This is a genomic window from Eikenella glucosivorans (assembly GCF_016025525.2).
Taxonomy (GTDB): Bacteria; Pseudomonadota; Gammaproteobacteria; order Burkholderiales; family Neisseriaceae; genus Eikenella; species Eikenella glucosivorans.
On sequence record NZ_JACSGR010000005.1, the window covers coordinates 179,758 to 195,670 of the forward strand.

Consider the following 15,913-nt stretch of genomic DNA (forward strand, 5'->3'; position numbering starts at 1 on the left):
AAAACGTGGGCTTCAACATAACTAAAAACACCCCGCACCCGCCCTACCCCGAATAATCCGCGCGCCACAGCCCGCTGCCATGTACCACAAACTCGCCCCCATCATCCACGTCCTCTCCCGCCTCGGCTTCATCTTTTCGCTGCTGCTCCTGGCGCCCACACTGGTGTCCTATATTTATCAAGACGCCGCCTTCTGGGTGTTTGCCGACACCGCGCTGGCCACCATCTGCGGCTCCGGCATCATCTGGATCGCCACCCGCAAACACCACCGCGAGCTGCGCACCCGCGACGGCTTCACCCTCGTGTTCCTGCTCTGGGTGGGCTTCGCCGTGGTCGCCTCCCTGCCCTTTTATTGGTATCTGCCCGGCATCAGCTACACCGACGCCTTCTTCGAATCCATCTCTGGCCTCACCACCACCGGCGCCACCGTGTTCGACCACCTCGACAGTTTCCCGCCCTCGCTCAACTTCTGGCGCCACATGCTCAACTGGGTGGGCGGCATGGGCATCATCGTGTTGGCCGTGGCCATCCTGCCCATGATCGGCGTGGGCGGCACCCAGCTCTTCAAAGCCGAAATCCCCGGCATCCACAAAGACAGCAAGCTCGCCCCGCGCATCTCCCAAACCGCCAAAAACCTTTGGCTGATCTACGTTTGCTTCACCCTCATCACCTGCCTTGCCCTGCGCCTGGCCGGCATGACCTGGCTCGATGCCGTGTGCCACGCCATGTCGTGCATCGGCCTGGGCGGCTTCTCCACCCACGACCAAAACATCGCCTATTTCGATTCCGTGCCCATCGAAATGATCCTCTGCCTCGGCAGCATCGTGGCCGCCATCAATTTCACCAATCACTACTACGCCTTCCGCCAGCGTAGCCTTCAGGCCTACCGCCAAGACGCCGAAGTGCGCGTGATGGTGGTGGGGCTGATTGCCAGCATCATCGTGTGCGCGCTCTACCTGTGGCACAAGCAGTTCTACAGCGATTGGTCGCACGCCCTGCGCTACGTGGGCTTCAATTTCGTTTCCATCGGCCTGGCCAACGGCTACGCCAACACCAACTTCGCCGCCTGGCCGCTGCCCGTGTCGCTTTGGATGTTTTTCCTCGCCAACTTCCTCGCCAACGCCGGCAGCGCGGGCGGCGGGCTGAAAACCATCCGCGCCGTGGTGCTGTTCAAATTCAGCCTGCGCGAAATGATGCTGCTGCTGCACCCCAACGCCGTGCACACTGTGAAAATCAACGGCGTGCACATTGCCGAGCGCACCGCCATGACCGTGCTCGTGTTCACCGCCGTTTATTTCCTCACCGTCATCCTCGCCACCTTCGCCCTGATGGCCACCGGCCTCGACTTTGTCACCGCCCTCACCGCCGCCACCGCCTGCATCACCAACGCCGGCCCCGGCCTCGGCAGCGTTGGCCCCGCCGGCAGCTATGCCAACCTTGCCGACATCCAAAAATGGCTGTGCACCATCGTGATGCTGCTCGGCCGCCTCGAAATCTTCACCGTGTTTATGCTGTTTACCCCCGCCTATTGGCGCAAATAAAAATAGCAGAAATATTTTCAGGTAGCCTCTGCCGCATTTGAGGCTACCTGAAAACGATGTCTTGCGAAGCAAGGCTGAGTTTCTGCGAAGCTAAAACAATGTTTCCGAAGGAAGCTGAGTTTCTGCAAAGCTAATCAATAATCCAGGCATCCCTGCATGCCGCAACCTCCCCCAACCATCAGGAGCAAACCCATGCCCTTCCCCGTCGATCCCCAATACATCCAAGCCGCCGAACAAGCCCTCGGCATCCGATTTCCACCCCGCTTCAAAGCCCGGCTCGTAGCCGAAAACGGCGGCGAAATCCTGCTTGAGCCCGGCAACGAAGACAGCAGCTTCCTGCTCCTGCCCGTGTTCGACCAATCCGACAAAAAACGCCTGCGCCGCACCTGCAACCACATCGCCAAAGAAACCGCCGCCGCCCGCGCAAACTGGCCGGGCTTCCCCGCCCAAGCCGTTGTCATCGGCGATAACCAAGGCGGCGAACTACTGGTGCTCCTGCCCCAATCCCCGCAGCAGCTCGGCGAAACCCTGTTTGTTTGGTCGAGCGACGGCGGCGAATTGGAAGAAGTGGCCGGCAGCATCGACGAATTGGCCGGTTAGCCGACAATATTTTTCAGGTAGCCCTCCCGCACTTGAGGCTACCTGAAATTCCCTTCAGCCCGTTTTGCGCTAGAATACCCGCTTTCCATCCCAGCCAAGGCCGCACACCATGCCCCAGCAAACCGCCAAATACCTCAAAGACTACCGCGCCCCCGAATACCTCGTACCCGCCATCCACCTCGATTTTGACATCCGCGAAGACCACACCGCCGTGGCCGCCGAGCTTTCCATCGAACCGCAAACCGGTGCCGGCGGCACCCTCGTGCTGCAAGGCTCCGCCGAGCTTGTCTCCCTCGCCGTCAACGGTCAAAGGCTACCTGAAAACGGCTATAGCTTAGAAAACAACACCCTAAGCATCCCCAACGTGCCCGCCCAACCCTTCACCCTCAGCGTGGCCACCCGCCTCCAACCGCAACTCAACAAATCCCTGATGGGCCTCTACGAGAGCGGCGGCAACCTCTACACCCAATGCGAGCCGGAGGGCTTCCGCAAAATCACCTACCACCCCGACCGCCCCGACGTGATGGGCGTTTACACCACCCGCATCAGCGCCGACCGCGCCCGCTACCCCGTGCTGCTCTCCAACGGCAACCGCACCGGCAGCGGCAGCCTGCCAGACAACCGCCACTGGGCCGAATGGCACGACCCCTTTGCCAAACCCAGCTACCTTTTCGCCCTCGTGGCCGGCGATTTGGTGTGCACCCGCGACAGCTTCACCACCAAGAGCGGCCGCCAAGTGGCGCTCGAATTCTTCACCCGCGCCGAAGACGCCGGCAAAGTGCGCTTCGGCATCGAATCGCTCAAGCACGCCATGCGCTGGGACGAAACCCGCTTCGGCCTCGAATACGATTTGGATATCTTCATGGTGGTGGCCGTGGGCGACTTCAACATGGGCGCCATGGAAAACAAAGGATTAAACATCTTCAACACCGCCTGCGTGCTGGCCGATAGCCGCAGCGCCACCGATGCCGACTTCGAGCGTGTGGAAGGCGTGATCGCCCACGAATACTTCCACAACTGGACAGGCAACCGCGTGACCTGCCGCGACTGGTTCCAGCTTTCGCTCAAAGAAGGCCTCACCGTGTTCCGCGACCAAGAGTTCTCCGCCGACCGCGCCAGCCGCGAAGTGCGCCGCATCGAAAACGTATCCTTCCTGCGCGCCCACCAGTTCCCCGAAGACGCCGGCCCCACCGCCCATCCCGTGTGCCCCGCCAGCTATGTGGAAATGAACAATTTCTACACCCTCACCGTGTATGAAAAAGGCGCCGAGGTGGTGCGCATGTATCACACCTTCCTCGGCGAAGCAGGTTTCCAACGCGGCATGAAGCTCTATTTCCAGCGCCACGACGGCCAAGCCGTTACCTGCGACGACTTCCGCGCCGCCATGGCCGACGCCAACGGCTTCGATTTCGAGCAGTTTGCCCTGTGGTACAGCCAGGCCGGCACGCCCGTGCTGGAAGTTTCAGGTAGCCTTCAGGCTGGCAACCGCTTTGTGCTCAACATTCGCCAAAGCATCCCGCCCACGCCCGACATGGCCGCCAAACAGCCGATGATGATCCCGCTCAAACTCGCCCTGTTCAGCGCCGACGAAGACAGCTTCGGCGAGCAAATCCCCTTCAGGCTACCTGAAAATGCCCACGAGCAAACCGAAGCCGTGCTCACCCTGCGCCAGGCCGAAGAAAGCATCGAGCTGCAATTCGAAGGCGCATACCGGCAAGTCGTGCCCTCCCTGCTGCGCGGCTTCTCCGCCCCCGTGAACCTGCACTACGCCTACAGCGACCACGAGCTCTCCGTGCTGCTCGCCTGCGACAGCGACCCCTTCGCCCGCTGGGAAGCCGCGCAAACCCTCTACCGCCGCGCCATCGCCGCCAACGAAGCCGCCCTGGTTTCAGGCAGCCCCCTGCCCGAACACCGCGCCCTGTTGCAAGCCATCGATTACGTATTGCGTGCCGACATCGGCGCCGCCTTCCAAGCCGTGCTGCTCGGCGTGCCCGGCGAAGCCGAACTGTGGGCCGGCCGCCAAAATATCGACCCGCTTATCATCCACCGCGCCCGCGAAGCCCTGCTCGATTTGATTGCCTCACACTTCGCCGAACAGTTCGCCACCCTCAACGCCGAAGCCCGCCGCATGGAAGAAGAGCAGTCCGGCCTAGCCGAGCCCTACGAATACCATCCGCAGCAGGCCGGCTGGCGCGCCCTGCGCAACGTGTGCCGCGCCTTCATCCTGCGCGCCCGCCCCGCGCACATCGCCGAAGTGGCCGAACGCTATCCGCAAATGGCGCACAACATGACCCACGAATGGGGCATCCTCAGCGCCGTGAACCACAACGAGCGCCCCGAGCGCAACCGCCTGCTCGAGCAGTTTGCCGCCAAGTTCCGCCACGACGACTTGGTGATGTGCAAATACTTCACCCTGATCGCCGCCAGCCACCGTGCCGACACCCCCGCGCAAATCCAAGCCGCCCTGGCGCACCCCGCCTTCAGCCTGGAAAACCCCAACAAAGCCCGCGCCCTGCTCGGCAGCTTCGGCCGCAACGTGCCGCACTTCCACGCTGCAGACGGCAGCGGCTACGCCTTCCTCGCCGGGCAAATCGCGCGCATCGACCGCTTCAACCCGCAAATCGCCGCCCGCCTGGCCCAAGCCTTCAACATCTGCGCCCAGCTCGAACCGCAACGCTGCAGCCTGATGCGCGCCGAGCTAGACAAACTCGCCGCCAGCCCCGAGCTCTCCAAAGACAGCGGCGAAATCATCGGCAAAATCCTGCAAGCCTCTGCCTAAAGCCAACCGGCGGCCGGAAACATACTTTCCGCCGCCGGTTTTATCATGCGGCGGATTTTTCAGGTAGCCGCACTCCCCGCCGAGGGCTACCTGAAAACAAAAGGTAGGATTTCCGCCAAACCATCCAAAAGGAACCGCGCCATGCCCCAAAAAATCCGCACCCGGCAAGACTTCCTCGCCTTCCTCAGCGATTTCGCCCAAGCCCCCAACCCCCAAACCTTCCCCAACGCCGCCCTGCCCGACTTCCTGCAAGCCATGCATGGCTGGATAGCTGACATGGAAGCCTACTACCACAGCACCGGCCAGCCACAGCCCTTCAGCGAAACCAAGCTCAGCTGGCAAGCCCTCGCCGACATCCTGCAAGCCGCCGCCGTGTATGAATAAGCCCGCCAAACGCCGCGCAGCCCAAGCCGCCGCCCGCAAAATTTGGTATGATTCCACCCGTCGGCCAGAGGCTACCTGAAAACCGGATTTCCGATTTTCCCAAACTTTTTTCAGGTAGCCCAAGCCACCGGTTTTGAGAGAAATGGATACATTTGGAGAGAATCATGTTTAGAGAAATGAAACACAAAAACCAGCAGTTATCGCAAGAAGAAGCCATTGCCATTCTGCAACGTGGCAAATCCGGCGTGCTCGCCCTGCACGGCGACAACGGCTACCCCTACGCCGTGCCCATCAGCTACGTATACCATAACGGCAAAATCATCCTGCACGGCGCACCCGAAGGCCACAAACACGAGCTGCTCGCCCGCGACAACCACGTTTCCTTCTGCGTGGTCGACCTCAACGACATCATCGCCCCCGAATTCACCACCTATTTCCGCAGCGCCATCGTGTTCGGCACCGTCCGCACCGTTACCGACCCCGCCGAAAAACAGGAAGCCCTCGAGGCCGTCGGCCACAAATATTCCCCCGGCCAGCCCGGCCTGCTCAGCTACATCAGCAAACATTTCGACTACGTGAAAGTGATGATCCTCGAAATCGACCACCTCACCGCCAAAGAATCCATCGAGCTGGTCAATGCCAAGCAGGCGCAGCAATAAGCAGCAGCCCGCCGGGCCGGTCGGCTACCCGCCCGGCCAACCAACACCGAAACCACCACCAATCAAGGAAAACCATGCCCCAATCCCCCTTCCCCCAGCTTGCCGACGGCCTGTTCGTCTCCCCGCAAATCAGCCGCCAAGACATCCTAGCCGCCGCAACCGCCGGCATCCAAACCATCATCTGCAACCGCCCCGACGGCGAAGAGCCCGGCCAGCCCAGCTTCGAGCAAATCCGCCATTGGGCGGCCGAAGCCAGCATCCCCCATGTGCTCCACCAGCCCGTGCTCATGCCGCAAATCGACACCGCCGCCGCGCAAACCTTCGCCGAGCACATAGCCAGCCATCCCGCCCCCGCGCTCGCCTACTGCCGCAGCGGCACCCGCAGCAGCCTGCTCTGGGCAATGGGCCAAGCCGCCGCCGGCGCCGACCCGCGCCGGCTCGTGCAAACTGCCGCAGCCGCCGGCATCGACCTCACCGCCGCCCTGCCGCGCCTGATCGAAGCCCAATCCTAAACACTATTTGGCGCAACACCCATTTTTCAGGTAGCCTCATCCGCCGCCCAAAGGCTACCTGAAAACGAAGCTTCAACGAAATATAGTGGATTAAATTTAAACCAGTACGGCGTTGCCTCGCCTTGCCGTACTATCTGTACTGTCTGCGGCTTCGTCGCCTTGTCCTGATTTAAATTTAATCCACTATAGATTGATATTTCCGAAGGAAGACGAGTTTCTGCGAAGCTAAAACAAACGAAGCAAGTTTCTGCAAAGCTAACCCCGCCCACACCAAAGAAAGGAGCCGCCCATGCACCACTGGTATTGGTTTATCGCCGCAGCCGCCCTGCTGATTCTGGAAATGTTCAGCGGCACGTTTTACCTGCTGGTTGTCAGCATTGCGCTGGCCGGCGCCGGCGTGGCCGCCTGGCTGGGTGCGGGCGGTGGTGCCGCGCTGCTGGTGGCCGTGGTGTTATCGGCCGCCGGCATCGCTGCCGTGTACCGCTGGCGGCGCAACCACCGCACGGCTGCCACAGAAGATGTAGACTTAGACATCGGCAACACCGTGCTGCTGCACCAGCCGCAATCCGGCAAGCTCTGGCTCGTGCAATACCGCGGCACCTATTGGCAGGCCGAAGCCGATTTCGCCGCCCAGGCCGGCCAAACCGCCCGCATTGCCGGAAAATCCGGCAACATCCTGATTTTGCAACCCTTGGAGGAAAACTGATGGACTTTCTCACCCTGCCCCTTATCCTGTTTGCCGTGGTCGTTGTGTTCGGCTTTAAAGCCATCACCATCGTGCCGCAGCAGGAAGCCTATGTGGTCGAACGCCTCGGCCGCTTCCACGCCGTGCTTAATCCCGGCCTCAACTTCCTCATCCCCTTCCTCGACCGCGTGGCCTATAAACACCTGCTCAAAGAAATCCCGCTGGACGTGCCCAGCCAGGTGTGCATCACGCGCGACAACACCCAGCTCACCGTAGACGGCATCATCTATTTTCAGGTAACCGACGCCAAGCTCGCCTCCTACGGCTCCAGCAACTACATCACCGCCATCACCCAGCTGGCACAAACCACCCTGCGCTCCGTGATCGGCCGCATGGAGCTGGATAAAACCTTCGAAGAGCGCGACGACATCAACCGCACCGTGGTCGCCTCGCTGGACGAAGCCGCCGTATCCTGGGGCGTGAAAGTGTTGCGCTACGAAATCAAAGACCTCGTGCCGCCGCAGGAAATCCTGCGCGCCATGCAGGCGCAAATCACCGCCGAGCGTGAAAAACGCGCCCGCATCGCCCAATCTGAAGGCTTGAAAATCGAACAGATCAACCTGGCATCGGGCGAGCGCGAAGCCGAAATCAAAAAATCCGAAGGCGAAGCCCAAGCTGCTGTAAACGCCTCTCAGGGCGAAAAAGTGGCCCGCATCAACCGCGCCCAAGGTGAAGCCGAAGCGCTGAAACTGGTGGCGCAGGCCAGCGCCGACGCCATCCGCATGGTGGCCGAAGCCATCCAGCAGCCCGGCGGCAGCGAGGCCGTGAACCTGAAAGTGGCCGAACAATATGTGGAAGCCTTCGCCAAACTGGCCAAAGAAGGCAACACCCTGATTATGCCCGCCAACGTGGCCGATATCGGCGGCCTGGTTTCCGCCGGCATGAGCATCATCAAAAGCCAGCAGGGCCAAGGCTCAGCCTCTTAAGTGTCTCGCCTGTTTCGCCGCAAAATAAAGGCTACCTGAAATTATTTTCAGGTAGCCTTCTTTTCGGCACAAGGCTTTGCAAGAATCATATCTGCAAGCCATGCAGCAGATCGGGTTTCCGAACCTGGGATTTCCGGCATGGCGGCAGCCGGAAATCCCGTATATTACCGGATATGAATATCTGCCCCACTGCTTAATCCTCCTTCAGGTAAAGGCAACAAGCAAAACCCATTGTTTCTAAGCATCTACCCGCCTCAAAAGGCTACCTGAAAATTTTGGCAAACCCCAGTCAGCATTTCCGCCAAGCCAAAACCTTTTTCAGGTAGCCTTCTCCCCGCCGCTAAAACTCTTTCTCCAATTCCAAAAACACCTGCTTGCTCTCCCGCTCTGCCCACACATGGCTGCTGCGGATACGCTGCCAGGAAAAATTCAGCTTCGGCGTCAGGCCCAAGATGCGCCAGTTTCGGTGCCACACGGCGGCGGAATATTGCGTTTCGCGGTCGCGCCGCCGCTCGGGGACGAAACCGCGCACCGGATCAATATTGATGGTGCTCCCGCGGAAACGCCGCTCGCCCAGCGCCACGTTCAGCCGAGTAGACAAACCGCCCAGCGCGTCCCAATCGTGAATCCAGCCCGCATTGATGCCGTGGCGGCGGTAGGCGGCATCGTTCGGGCGCGTGCCCGGCCGGCCGTAGCGCTCGGGCAGGTTGCTCCTATCGGGCAACATTTGGTTGAAACTCAGGCCGGCATACAGCGTGTTGCGCCGCGTGGCGCGCCAAGCCAGCGACACGCTTTCGCCCAGATACCAGCCGTTGTAAACCTCCGCTTTCTCATCCATGCGGTAACGCTGGCGGTAGGCATCCAGCGCGGTATAAAGCTGCCAGCGCGGCGTGAGCAGGCGGCCGTATTCCGCGCGCAAGCCGCCCGCATGCGCCCACATATGCATTTTCAGCGTGTGGTTGTTTTGCGGCTTGCGGCCTTCCCAATTGTCTGTGCCGCTGAGCTGAAACTGGTAAAACGGCAGCACCATCAGCCGCTGCCGCGCGTCCTGCCACAGCCAGCCCGCACCCAAACGCCCATAAGCGCCGTCATAAGCCGATTTATTGCTCCAATAATAATTCGTGCCGCTCACATCCAGCTGCACGCGCAGGTTGTGGTGCCCGGCCAAGGGCTGGTTTTTCGCCACGCTCAGGCTGTAGGCCACGCCCGCTGCGTTTTCTGGTCGCTCGCGGCTGCAACCGAAAGGGCTGCAATGTTGCGGCGGCGCATTGTTCACATTGTCGTCGAACGCCGGCGACAGCCCTCCTCCCCACTGCCATTGCCGCTGTTTGGCGATATAGCCCAGATATTGCTGCACATTATTCTGCACTTCCTGCGGCACCTCTGGCTCGCGCTGCACCTCCTCAAACAGCTGCGCCGATTCGCGCCATTGTTTGTCTTCCGCCAGCATCGCCGCCAAATCCAGGCGGATACGCGCATCCTGCGGCTGTTCTGCCGCCAACCCGCGATAGGTTTGCACCGCCTGCGCGTAGTTTCCCTGATATTTCGCCGACATGCCCTGCGCACGCCGCAGCAACACCGTATCCGGATTGGGCGTTTGCGCATACAGCGCAGTCAGATCCGCTAGCAGTTCCGGCTGCGGACGGCTGTTCAACACCTGCACCAGCATATTCGCCAGCAGCTGCGGCTGTTGCAGCAGGTCCTGCTGCGTAACCACTCTCGGCTGCCGCTGCGATGTTTCTGTAGCAGGCGGGTTTTCTCTGCCTTGCTCCAGCTGCCGCAGCCATTGCTGCTGCCCAGATTGTAAAAAACGCCCTTGGTCTTGCCCGGCTGCCTGCCCGGACTGTAAACGTTGTTTCAATTCCTGTTCAGGCGTGTCGGCCAAACTGTGTTGCGCCGCACACACCGCTGCCAAGGCAGCCGCCATGATGATTTTTCTCTGCATATCTACAACTATTTATTTGAAAAAAGATTATTTATTGCCATGCCGGCCTAATCAGGCAGCCATATTTTCTGCCAACAAAGAGTTTCATTGTTACAGAAAATGATATATATTACCATTATTCTTAACAAAGACAGGTTTAATTTAACCATGAAACGCTTGATTTTATCTTTGTCTGTGGCTGTTGCGCTGGCCGGGTGTGCCGGCAATGGCGGAGTAACTATTCCCAGCGGTACCGCTCCGGTTCCGCCGCTGATGCCTGCAGACCAAAGCAAAATCCTTGGTCCGGCCAGTACAGGTGAAACGCCAACTGTGTTCCAAACAGGAAATGGCCAGTTGCGTTATGTGTCGTGGGATCGGATTCTTTTTGGCTCATCTTTTCCAGTAGACAAGTTTATTTATCGGGCGCCCAATGGTACAGAATATGCCTTTGACGGCTTTACAGACCCACCTAAATTCTCTGGTCGTTTTGTTCCAGATAAAAACCAACCAACCAAGTTCGAACCGCAGGCTACGCCCGATGGTCACAAATTGCTGGTGTGCTGTGAAACGGCAAACGCCTATTTCCCGGCAGGCTACCTGCAATCCGTACGCTATGGTGCTTGGATTGGAGCAGATGGGCAAACCGATTTGTTCGCTGGCGGTATTTTGGCCAATGTTGCCGATATGCAGAAACGAGATGGGGCGACAGTACCCACAGGCAAAGCTTCTTACGAGGTATGGGCTTTCCGCGTCAAGAACGGCTCAGTTGTTGCCTCTTCCTACAATACCGATACCGATCCTTCTCGGCGAGTCCGTTCTTTGCTAACCGTTAATTTCAACACCGGCAAAGTCGGTGGAACCATTAAAGGCAATGCCGACTTCGGCCCAGACATCACTTTCGGCGAAGTTAACGTGCAGAACAATACTTTTAGCGGCACAGTTTCTTCTGGCGGTGAAAGTGGGCAAGTAAACGGTGGTTTTTTTGGTAAGTCAGGATACTCCGGCCCAGCAGGCACAGAAATCGGCGGTAAAGTTACTTTTGGTAACAAGCCTGAATTGGATAGCGTATTTGGCGGAGCGGCTCCCGACAACAACCGCGATAGAAATACCACTTCTACCGATCTGACCCCGATTAACCCTTAATCTATTTTTCAGGTAGCCTTTATCCAATGATGGCTCAATAACAGCTATGAAAACACATATTCATCATAAACCGAGCATTTTGTTCTTGGCACTATGCAGTATTTTCTCCACCCCGACTTGGGCGGTAGGTGAAACAAGCAGTTCCGGCAACGATGCCATGTCCGGCCAGCTGGAAACCATCCAAATCCGCGGGAGACGGCATGCTCCGCGTCAGCTTGGCCGTGAACGCCTCCGTCGCGAGCAATTGGATCGAGAAATGGTGCAGGACATCCGCGATATGGTGCGCTATGATCCCGGCATCAGCGTGGCCGAAGGCGGTCGTGCTGGTTCCAATGGTTTCAGCATCCGCGGTGTGGATAAAGACCGCGTGGCCATTGTGGTGGATGGGCTGGATCAGGGTGAAAGCCGTTCTTCCTCCGCCTTCCAAGAGCTCTTTGGTGCATACGGCAACTTCAATGCCAACCGCAACGCTGCCGAAATGGAGCACATGAGCGAAGTAACCATCAGCAAAGGCGCCGATTCAATTACTGCCGGTAGCGGCGCTTTGGGCGGAGCGGTAATTTACCGCACCAAATCGCCGCGCGATTATGTTGACGAGGAAAAACCCTATTATGTTGCCATGAAAACCGGTTATTTCAGCCGCTCTGAGCAATGGCTGGCCAGTATTACCGCAGCCGGTCGCTTGGGTGGATTTGACGCCTTGGTAGTGGGTACGGTACGCAATGGGCATGAAACCAAAAACCACGACGAAGGCAAGAATGTAAACCTTAATTTCAACAATAATTACCAATTTGGTTGGACAACATATAGTGGCGTAGCTCGCGGTATTCCCGATCCGCAGAATACGGAAGATCATTCCGATTTGTTCCGGCTGGGTTATCATTTTAATGACCGCAACTATCTGAGCGGCATTTACGAAACCACGCGCCAAGACCGAGAAACAGACGAATTATCCAACTTATTCCAGTCATATGGTGATACCAGTTATCGCTACCGGCGTGACGTTGCCTACCGCAGACGCGTTGGCTTGGAGTATGAAAACCTATTGGAATGGGGGCCGTGGAATAAATTAACGGTAAACTTTGACCGCCAAAAAATCCGCATGACCACCATGACTTGGGATATTCCCACTCAGGCCTATATCAACCGTGTCGGTCGAAATGCCGAAAACTACTTTATCCGTCGCAGCCTGAACTATGAAACCAACCAATTCAAAATCGCGGCCGACAAACATTTCGATTTAAGCCAAAACACCACTTGGGATATGGCCTACGGCATAGGCGGTTCACGCAAACGCAACACCAATAACAACACCAGCTATTTTTCATTTGTTTTCTATCCGGATCGCTTGGCTTCCAACAGCGACCACAAAGAGTTCCTGGTCAGCACCCAGTCCACCAACTACAATGTGTATTGGAACAACACCTTCCGTTTCAGCGAACGTTTTAAGCTGAATTTGGGCGTGCGTTACGACCGTACCAGAATGCATACACTTGACACAGACAGCTTTAACCCCGACGTGAAAGGACAGCTCGAAGCCAAAGGGATTTGGAACCAACAGGCACGTTTCAGCGCCCCCAGCTATGTGGCCGCCTTGGATTGGAATATTTCCCCATCCGTTACCCTGCAAGGCAAATACAGCACAGGCTTCCGCGCCCCTACCACCGATGAAATGTGGTTCTACTTCCCCAACACCCTGTTTTATGTCGAGCCCAACCCGGCCTTGAAAGCCGAACGCTCCAAAAACTTTGAATTGGGTGTAGACGTGCATGGTAATTGGGGGCATGTCCGCCTGTCGGGCTATAAAACCCGCTACAGCGATTTCATCGACTTCGTACACCGAGGTTTCAGGGAAGTGCGGACTTGGAACTACACTACCAAAACCCTCAGCAACCGCGAATATGCCGATGTTTACCAGAACGAGAACCGCTCTCGTGCCGACATCAAAGGCGTGGAATTAAAAGCCCGTTGGAATCTCGACAGCATCGGGCTACCTGAAGGCAGCTACACCACTCTCGCCGCCAACTACACCAAAGGTGAAGCCGATGGCCATATTCCGATTAATGCCATCCAACCCTTCAATGGCGTAATCGGCTTTGGCTACCAGCAGCCCGACAACCGCTGGGGCGTAGATTTGAACATCAGCTACTTCGCCCGTAAAAAACCAGAAGATACCATCGCCTCCTATGACGATACCGGACGTACCTTCCCCTTCGTTCGGCACAGCAGCAACATCTGGCTGGCCGACCTAACCGCGAATTACCAATTCAGGAAACACCTGACTATCCGTGGCGGGATCTACAACCTATTCAACCGCCGCTACTACACTTGGGAAACTTTGCGCAGCATCCGCGAATTCGGTACCGTAAACCGCGTGGATAATCAAACCCATGCCGGTATCGAACGCTTCAGCGCCCCCGGCCGCAACTTCAGCCTCGTTATCGAAGCCAAATTCTAGCCTTGGTCTGATTGCACAGATGGTTTTTCAGGTAGCCTCTCCCTCCCAACAGGCTACCTGAAAACATAAACTTCAACGAAGTTTCCGAAGGAAGCCGAGTTTCTGTGAAGCTAAAACTTCCGCCAAACCGAAGCCACCCATTTTTCAGGTAGCCTGCCCGCATCAGGCTGCCAAACGCAGCAACACAACACGTTCACACAAAAAGGAACCCAACCATGTCCCCCATCCCGTTCAACCAATACCTCAAAGAAAACAGCCGCGCCACCCACGACAGCGTGGACGAGCTCGTGATGTCGGTCAAACCCTTCGACACCCCCGAAAACTACATCCGCTTCCTCCAGCTGCAAGCCGTGTTCCACAAAATCGTGGACGACATCTATAAAAACCCGCAGCTCAACGAGAAAATTCCCGGCCTCGCCCAGCTCGCCCGCTACGACGACGTGCTGCTCGACCTGCAAGACCTCGGCGCCGCCGAAAAAGCCGTATCCCTGCCCATCCCGCAACCGCAGGGCGCCGAAGCCATCGGCTGGCTCTACTGCGCCGAAGGCTCCAACGTTGGCGCCGCCTTCCTGTTTAAAGACGCGCAAAACAAGCTCGGCTACAACGCCGAACACGGCGCCCGCCACCTCGGCCCCCACGCCGAAGGCCGCGGCAAACACTGGCGCAACTTCGCCGCCCAGCTCAACCAACTCGGCCTCAGCCCCGCCGAACAAGAGCAAGCCCTGCAAGGCTCCCTCACCGCCTTCGCCTTCTACAAGCAACTGCTGCGCGAAATCTTCGAGCTGCCCGCCGCCGCATAAGTTTGCCCTCCCGCCAAGCCCGGCACGATAAAAGGCTACCTGAAAAATATCGCTGCGCAAAACTGCGCTGTATTTTTCAGGTAGCCTTTTATCCCATTTGACATCCTACCTCGGCCTCCGTATAGTTTCGCTATACAAAAGGACAGCCATGATCATCAGTTTCAAACATAAGGGCTTGGAAGTTTTCTTTAAAACCGGCAGCAAATCCGGTATCCAAACCGCACATGCACCCAAGCTCAAACTCATCCTGTTTGCCCTTGATCACGCCAAATCCCCGCAAGATATGAACGCCCCCGGCTGGAAGCTGCACCAGCTAAGCGGCAACCTGCAAAACCATTGGAGTGTAAAGGTAAACGGTAATTGGCGCGTTACCTTCAAATTCAACGGCACTAATGCCGAAATTGTGGATTATCAAGATTATCACTAAGGAATCAAAATTATGCCTATGCACAATCCCCCTCATCCCGGCTTGGTATTGCGCGAATATCTGGGCGGCACCAGCATTACTGATGCCGCTAAACACCTAAACATTACCCGCGCCACCCTATCGCGCATCCTCAACGGCAAAGCCGCCATTTCCGCCGATATGGCCGTGCGCCTGTCGATTCTGCTCGGCACCAGCGGCAGCATGTGGCTGAATATGCAGGCCGCTTATGACTTATGGCAGGCCGAACAGCAGCCGCACAACGACGTGGTGCCGCTGCACAGCGCCCTGGCTTGATTATCCGTACAAAATTTTTCAGGTAGCCTCCGCACGCGGCAGAGGCTACCTGAAATTTATTCCATTCCTACGCTTCTAAGCCTTAGGCCTCCGGCGCTTTGGCCACAGACACGGTGGCGGGACGCAGCACGCGGTCGTGCAGGGTATAGCCTTTCTGCATCACGCTGACGATGGTGTTGGGCTCCTGATCGCTTTCCACGGTTTGGAAGGCTTGGTGGCGGTGCGGATCGAGCTTTTCGCCGGGCTGGGGCAGGATTTCTTTGATTTGCGCCTGCTCAAAGGCACGTTTGAGCTCGGTGAGGGTCATTTCCACGCCCATTTTGAGGGCATCGAAGTTGCCGCTTTGGTCTTGCAGCGCCATTTCGAGGTAGTCTTTCACTTTGAGCAGCTCTTCGGCAAATTTCTTGGCGGCAAATTTGTGGGCAGACTGGATTTCTTCCTGATGGCGGCGGTTGAGGTTTTGCAGCTCGGCCTGGTGGTATTTGTTGATGTCGGCCAGCTCGGCTTCGAGCTCGGCGATGCGCTGCTTGAGCTGCTCCGGGCTTGCTTCGGGCTGGATTTCGTCCGCAGCCTGTTCGGGGGTTTCTGCGGCGGCTTCGTGTTGCGACTGTTCGGTTTCGGCGTGTTGGTGGTGGTGATTATGGTGGGACATGGTTTTCCTCGGCAAAAATAAAACGGTTGCCCTGGCAAATGGGGCGGGAGCGGGGTTTTTCAAGCGCACT

15 protein-coding genes and 1 pseudogene are annotated in these 15,913 nt (G+C 57.8%); 13 read left to right on the top strand and 3 right to left on the bottom strand.

Features of this window, described 5'->3' with window-relative positions; all coding sequences use genetic code 11:
- Positions 1-79: 79 nt before the first annotated feature.
- From H9Q10_RS07735 to H9Q10_RS07760, 6 genes are all read left to right on the top strand, one after another.
- Positions 80-1,540: a TrkH family potassium uptake protein gene (locus tag H9Q10_RS07735; protein ID WP_197903379.1), complete on the top strand. Its 1,461-nt coding sequence runs from the start codon at positions 80-82 to the stop codon at positions 1,538-1,540.
- A gap of 192 nt (positions 1,541-1,732) precedes the next feature.
- Positions 1,733-2,140, top strand: a complete 408-nt coding sequence (locus H9Q10_RS07740) for an SMI1/KNR4 family protein (RefSeq protein WP_197903380.1) — start codon at positions 1,733-1,735, stop codon at positions 2,138-2,140.
- A 109-nt stretch (positions 2,141-2,249) separates the two neighbouring features.
- Positions 2,250-4,919: an aminopeptidase N gene (gene pepN / locus H9Q10_RS07745; RefSeq protein WP_197903381.1), complete on the top strand. Its 2,670-nt coding sequence runs from the start codon at positions 2,250-2,252 to the stop codon at positions 4,917-4,919.
- A 141-nt stretch (positions 4,920-5,060) separates the two neighbouring features.
- Positions 5,061-5,303 (top strand): DUF7660 family protein, encoded by a 243-nt coding sequence (locus tag H9Q10_RS07750; protein ID WP_197903382.1) that lies wholly within the window; start codon positions 5,061-5,063, stop codon positions 5,301-5,303.
- A 164-nt stretch (positions 5,304-5,467) separates the two neighbouring features.
- A complete protein-coding gene (locus H9Q10_RS07755) occupies positions 5,468-5,962 on the top strand; it encodes a pyridoxamine 5'-phosphate oxidase family protein (protein ID WP_197903383.1) in 495 nt (164 codons plus the stop codon).
- A 74-nt stretch (positions 5,963-6,036) separates the two neighbouring features.
- On the top strand, positions 6,037-6,474 hold the full coding sequence (locus H9Q10_RS07760; RefSeq protein WP_197903384.1) for a protein tyrosine phosphatase family protein: 438 nt from the start codon (positions 6,037-6,039) through the stop codon (positions 6,472-6,474).
- A gap of 62 nt (positions 6,475-6,536) precedes the next feature.
- Here H9Q10_RS07760 and H9Q10_RS12345 read toward each other — a convergent pair.
- A pseudogene (locus tag H9Q10_RS12345) lies at positions 6,537-6,662 on the bottom strand (IS5/IS1182 family transposase); the annotation flags it as partial.
- Positions 6,663-6,763: 101 nt separating this feature from the next.
- On the opposite strand from H9Q10_RS12345, the gene H9Q10_RS07765 reads away from it, so the two are divergent.
- Both H9Q10_RS07765 and H9Q10_RS07770 read left to right on the top strand, forming a co-directional pair.
- Positions 6,764-7,180 carry an NfeD family protein gene (locus tag H9Q10_RS07765; RefSeq protein ID WP_197903385.1) on the top strand — a complete coding sequence of 139 codons (417 nt, stop codon included), beginning with the start codon at positions 6,764-6,766 and terminating at the stop codon, positions 7,178-7,180.
- Complete coding sequence (locus H9Q10_RS07770; protein WP_197903386.1) at positions 7,180-8,145, top strand: SPFH domain-containing protein; 966 nt, start codon at positions 7,180-7,182, stop codon at positions 8,143-8,145. The genes H9Q10_RS07765 and H9Q10_RS07770 overlap by 1 nt, the downstream gene beginning before the upstream one ends.
- Before the next feature lie 340 nt (positions 8,146-8,485).
- Here H9Q10_RS07770 and H9Q10_RS07775 read toward each other — a convergent pair whose 3' ends face one another.
- On the bottom strand, positions 8,486-10,090 hold the full coding sequence (locus H9Q10_RS07775) for a surface lipoprotein assembly modifier (RefSeq protein WP_238480170.1): 1,605 nt from the start codon (positions 10,088-10,090) through the stop codon (positions 8,486-8,488).
- Between the two features lie 87 nt (positions 10,091-10,177).
- Between H9Q10_RS07775 and H9Q10_RS07780 the strand changes: the two genes are divergently transcribed.
- From H9Q10_RS07780 to H9Q10_RS07800, 5 genes are all read left to right on the top strand, one after another.
- Positions 10,178-11,212, top strand: coding sequence for a transferrin-binding protein-like solute binding protein (locus tag H9Q10_RS07780; RefSeq protein ID WP_197903387.1), 1,035 nt, complete (start codon positions 10,178-10,180; stop codon positions 11,210-11,212).
- 46 nt (positions 11,213-11,258) lie between these two features.
- The gene (locus H9Q10_RS07785) at positions 11,259-13,670 is read left to right on the top strand and encodes a TonB-dependent hemoglobin/transferrin/lactoferrin family receptor (RefSeq protein ID WP_197903388.1); all 2,412 of its coding nucleotides are present in this window, start codon (positions 11,259-11,261) and stop codon (positions 13,668-13,670) included.
- 215 nt (positions 13,671-13,885) lie between these two features.
- On the top strand, positions 13,886-14,470 hold the full coding sequence (locus H9Q10_RS07790) for a biliverdin-producing heme oxygenase (protein WP_197903389.1): 585 nt from the start codon (positions 13,886-13,888) through the stop codon (positions 14,468-14,470).
- A gap of 148 nt (positions 14,471-14,618) precedes the next feature.
- Positions 14,619-14,897, top strand: a complete 279-nt coding sequence (locus H9Q10_RS07795) for a type II toxin-antitoxin system RelE/ParE family toxin (RefSeq protein WP_197903390.1) — start codon at positions 14,619-14,621, stop codon at positions 14,895-14,897.
- Between the two features lie 12 nt (positions 14,898-14,909).
- A complete protein-coding gene (locus tag H9Q10_RS07800; protein ID WP_197903391.1) occupies positions 14,910-15,191 on the top strand; it encodes a HigA family addiction module antitoxin in 282 nt (93 codons plus the stop codon).
- Between the two features lie 82 nt (positions 15,192-15,273).
- Here H9Q10_RS07800 and grpE read toward each other — a convergent pair whose 3' ends face one another.
- Positions 15,274-15,843, bottom strand: coding sequence for a nucleotide exchange factor GrpE (grpE, locus tag H9Q10_RS07805; protein WP_197903392.1), 570 nt, complete (start codon positions 15,841-15,843; stop codon positions 15,274-15,276).
- Positions 15,844-15,913: the final 70 nt, after the last annotated feature.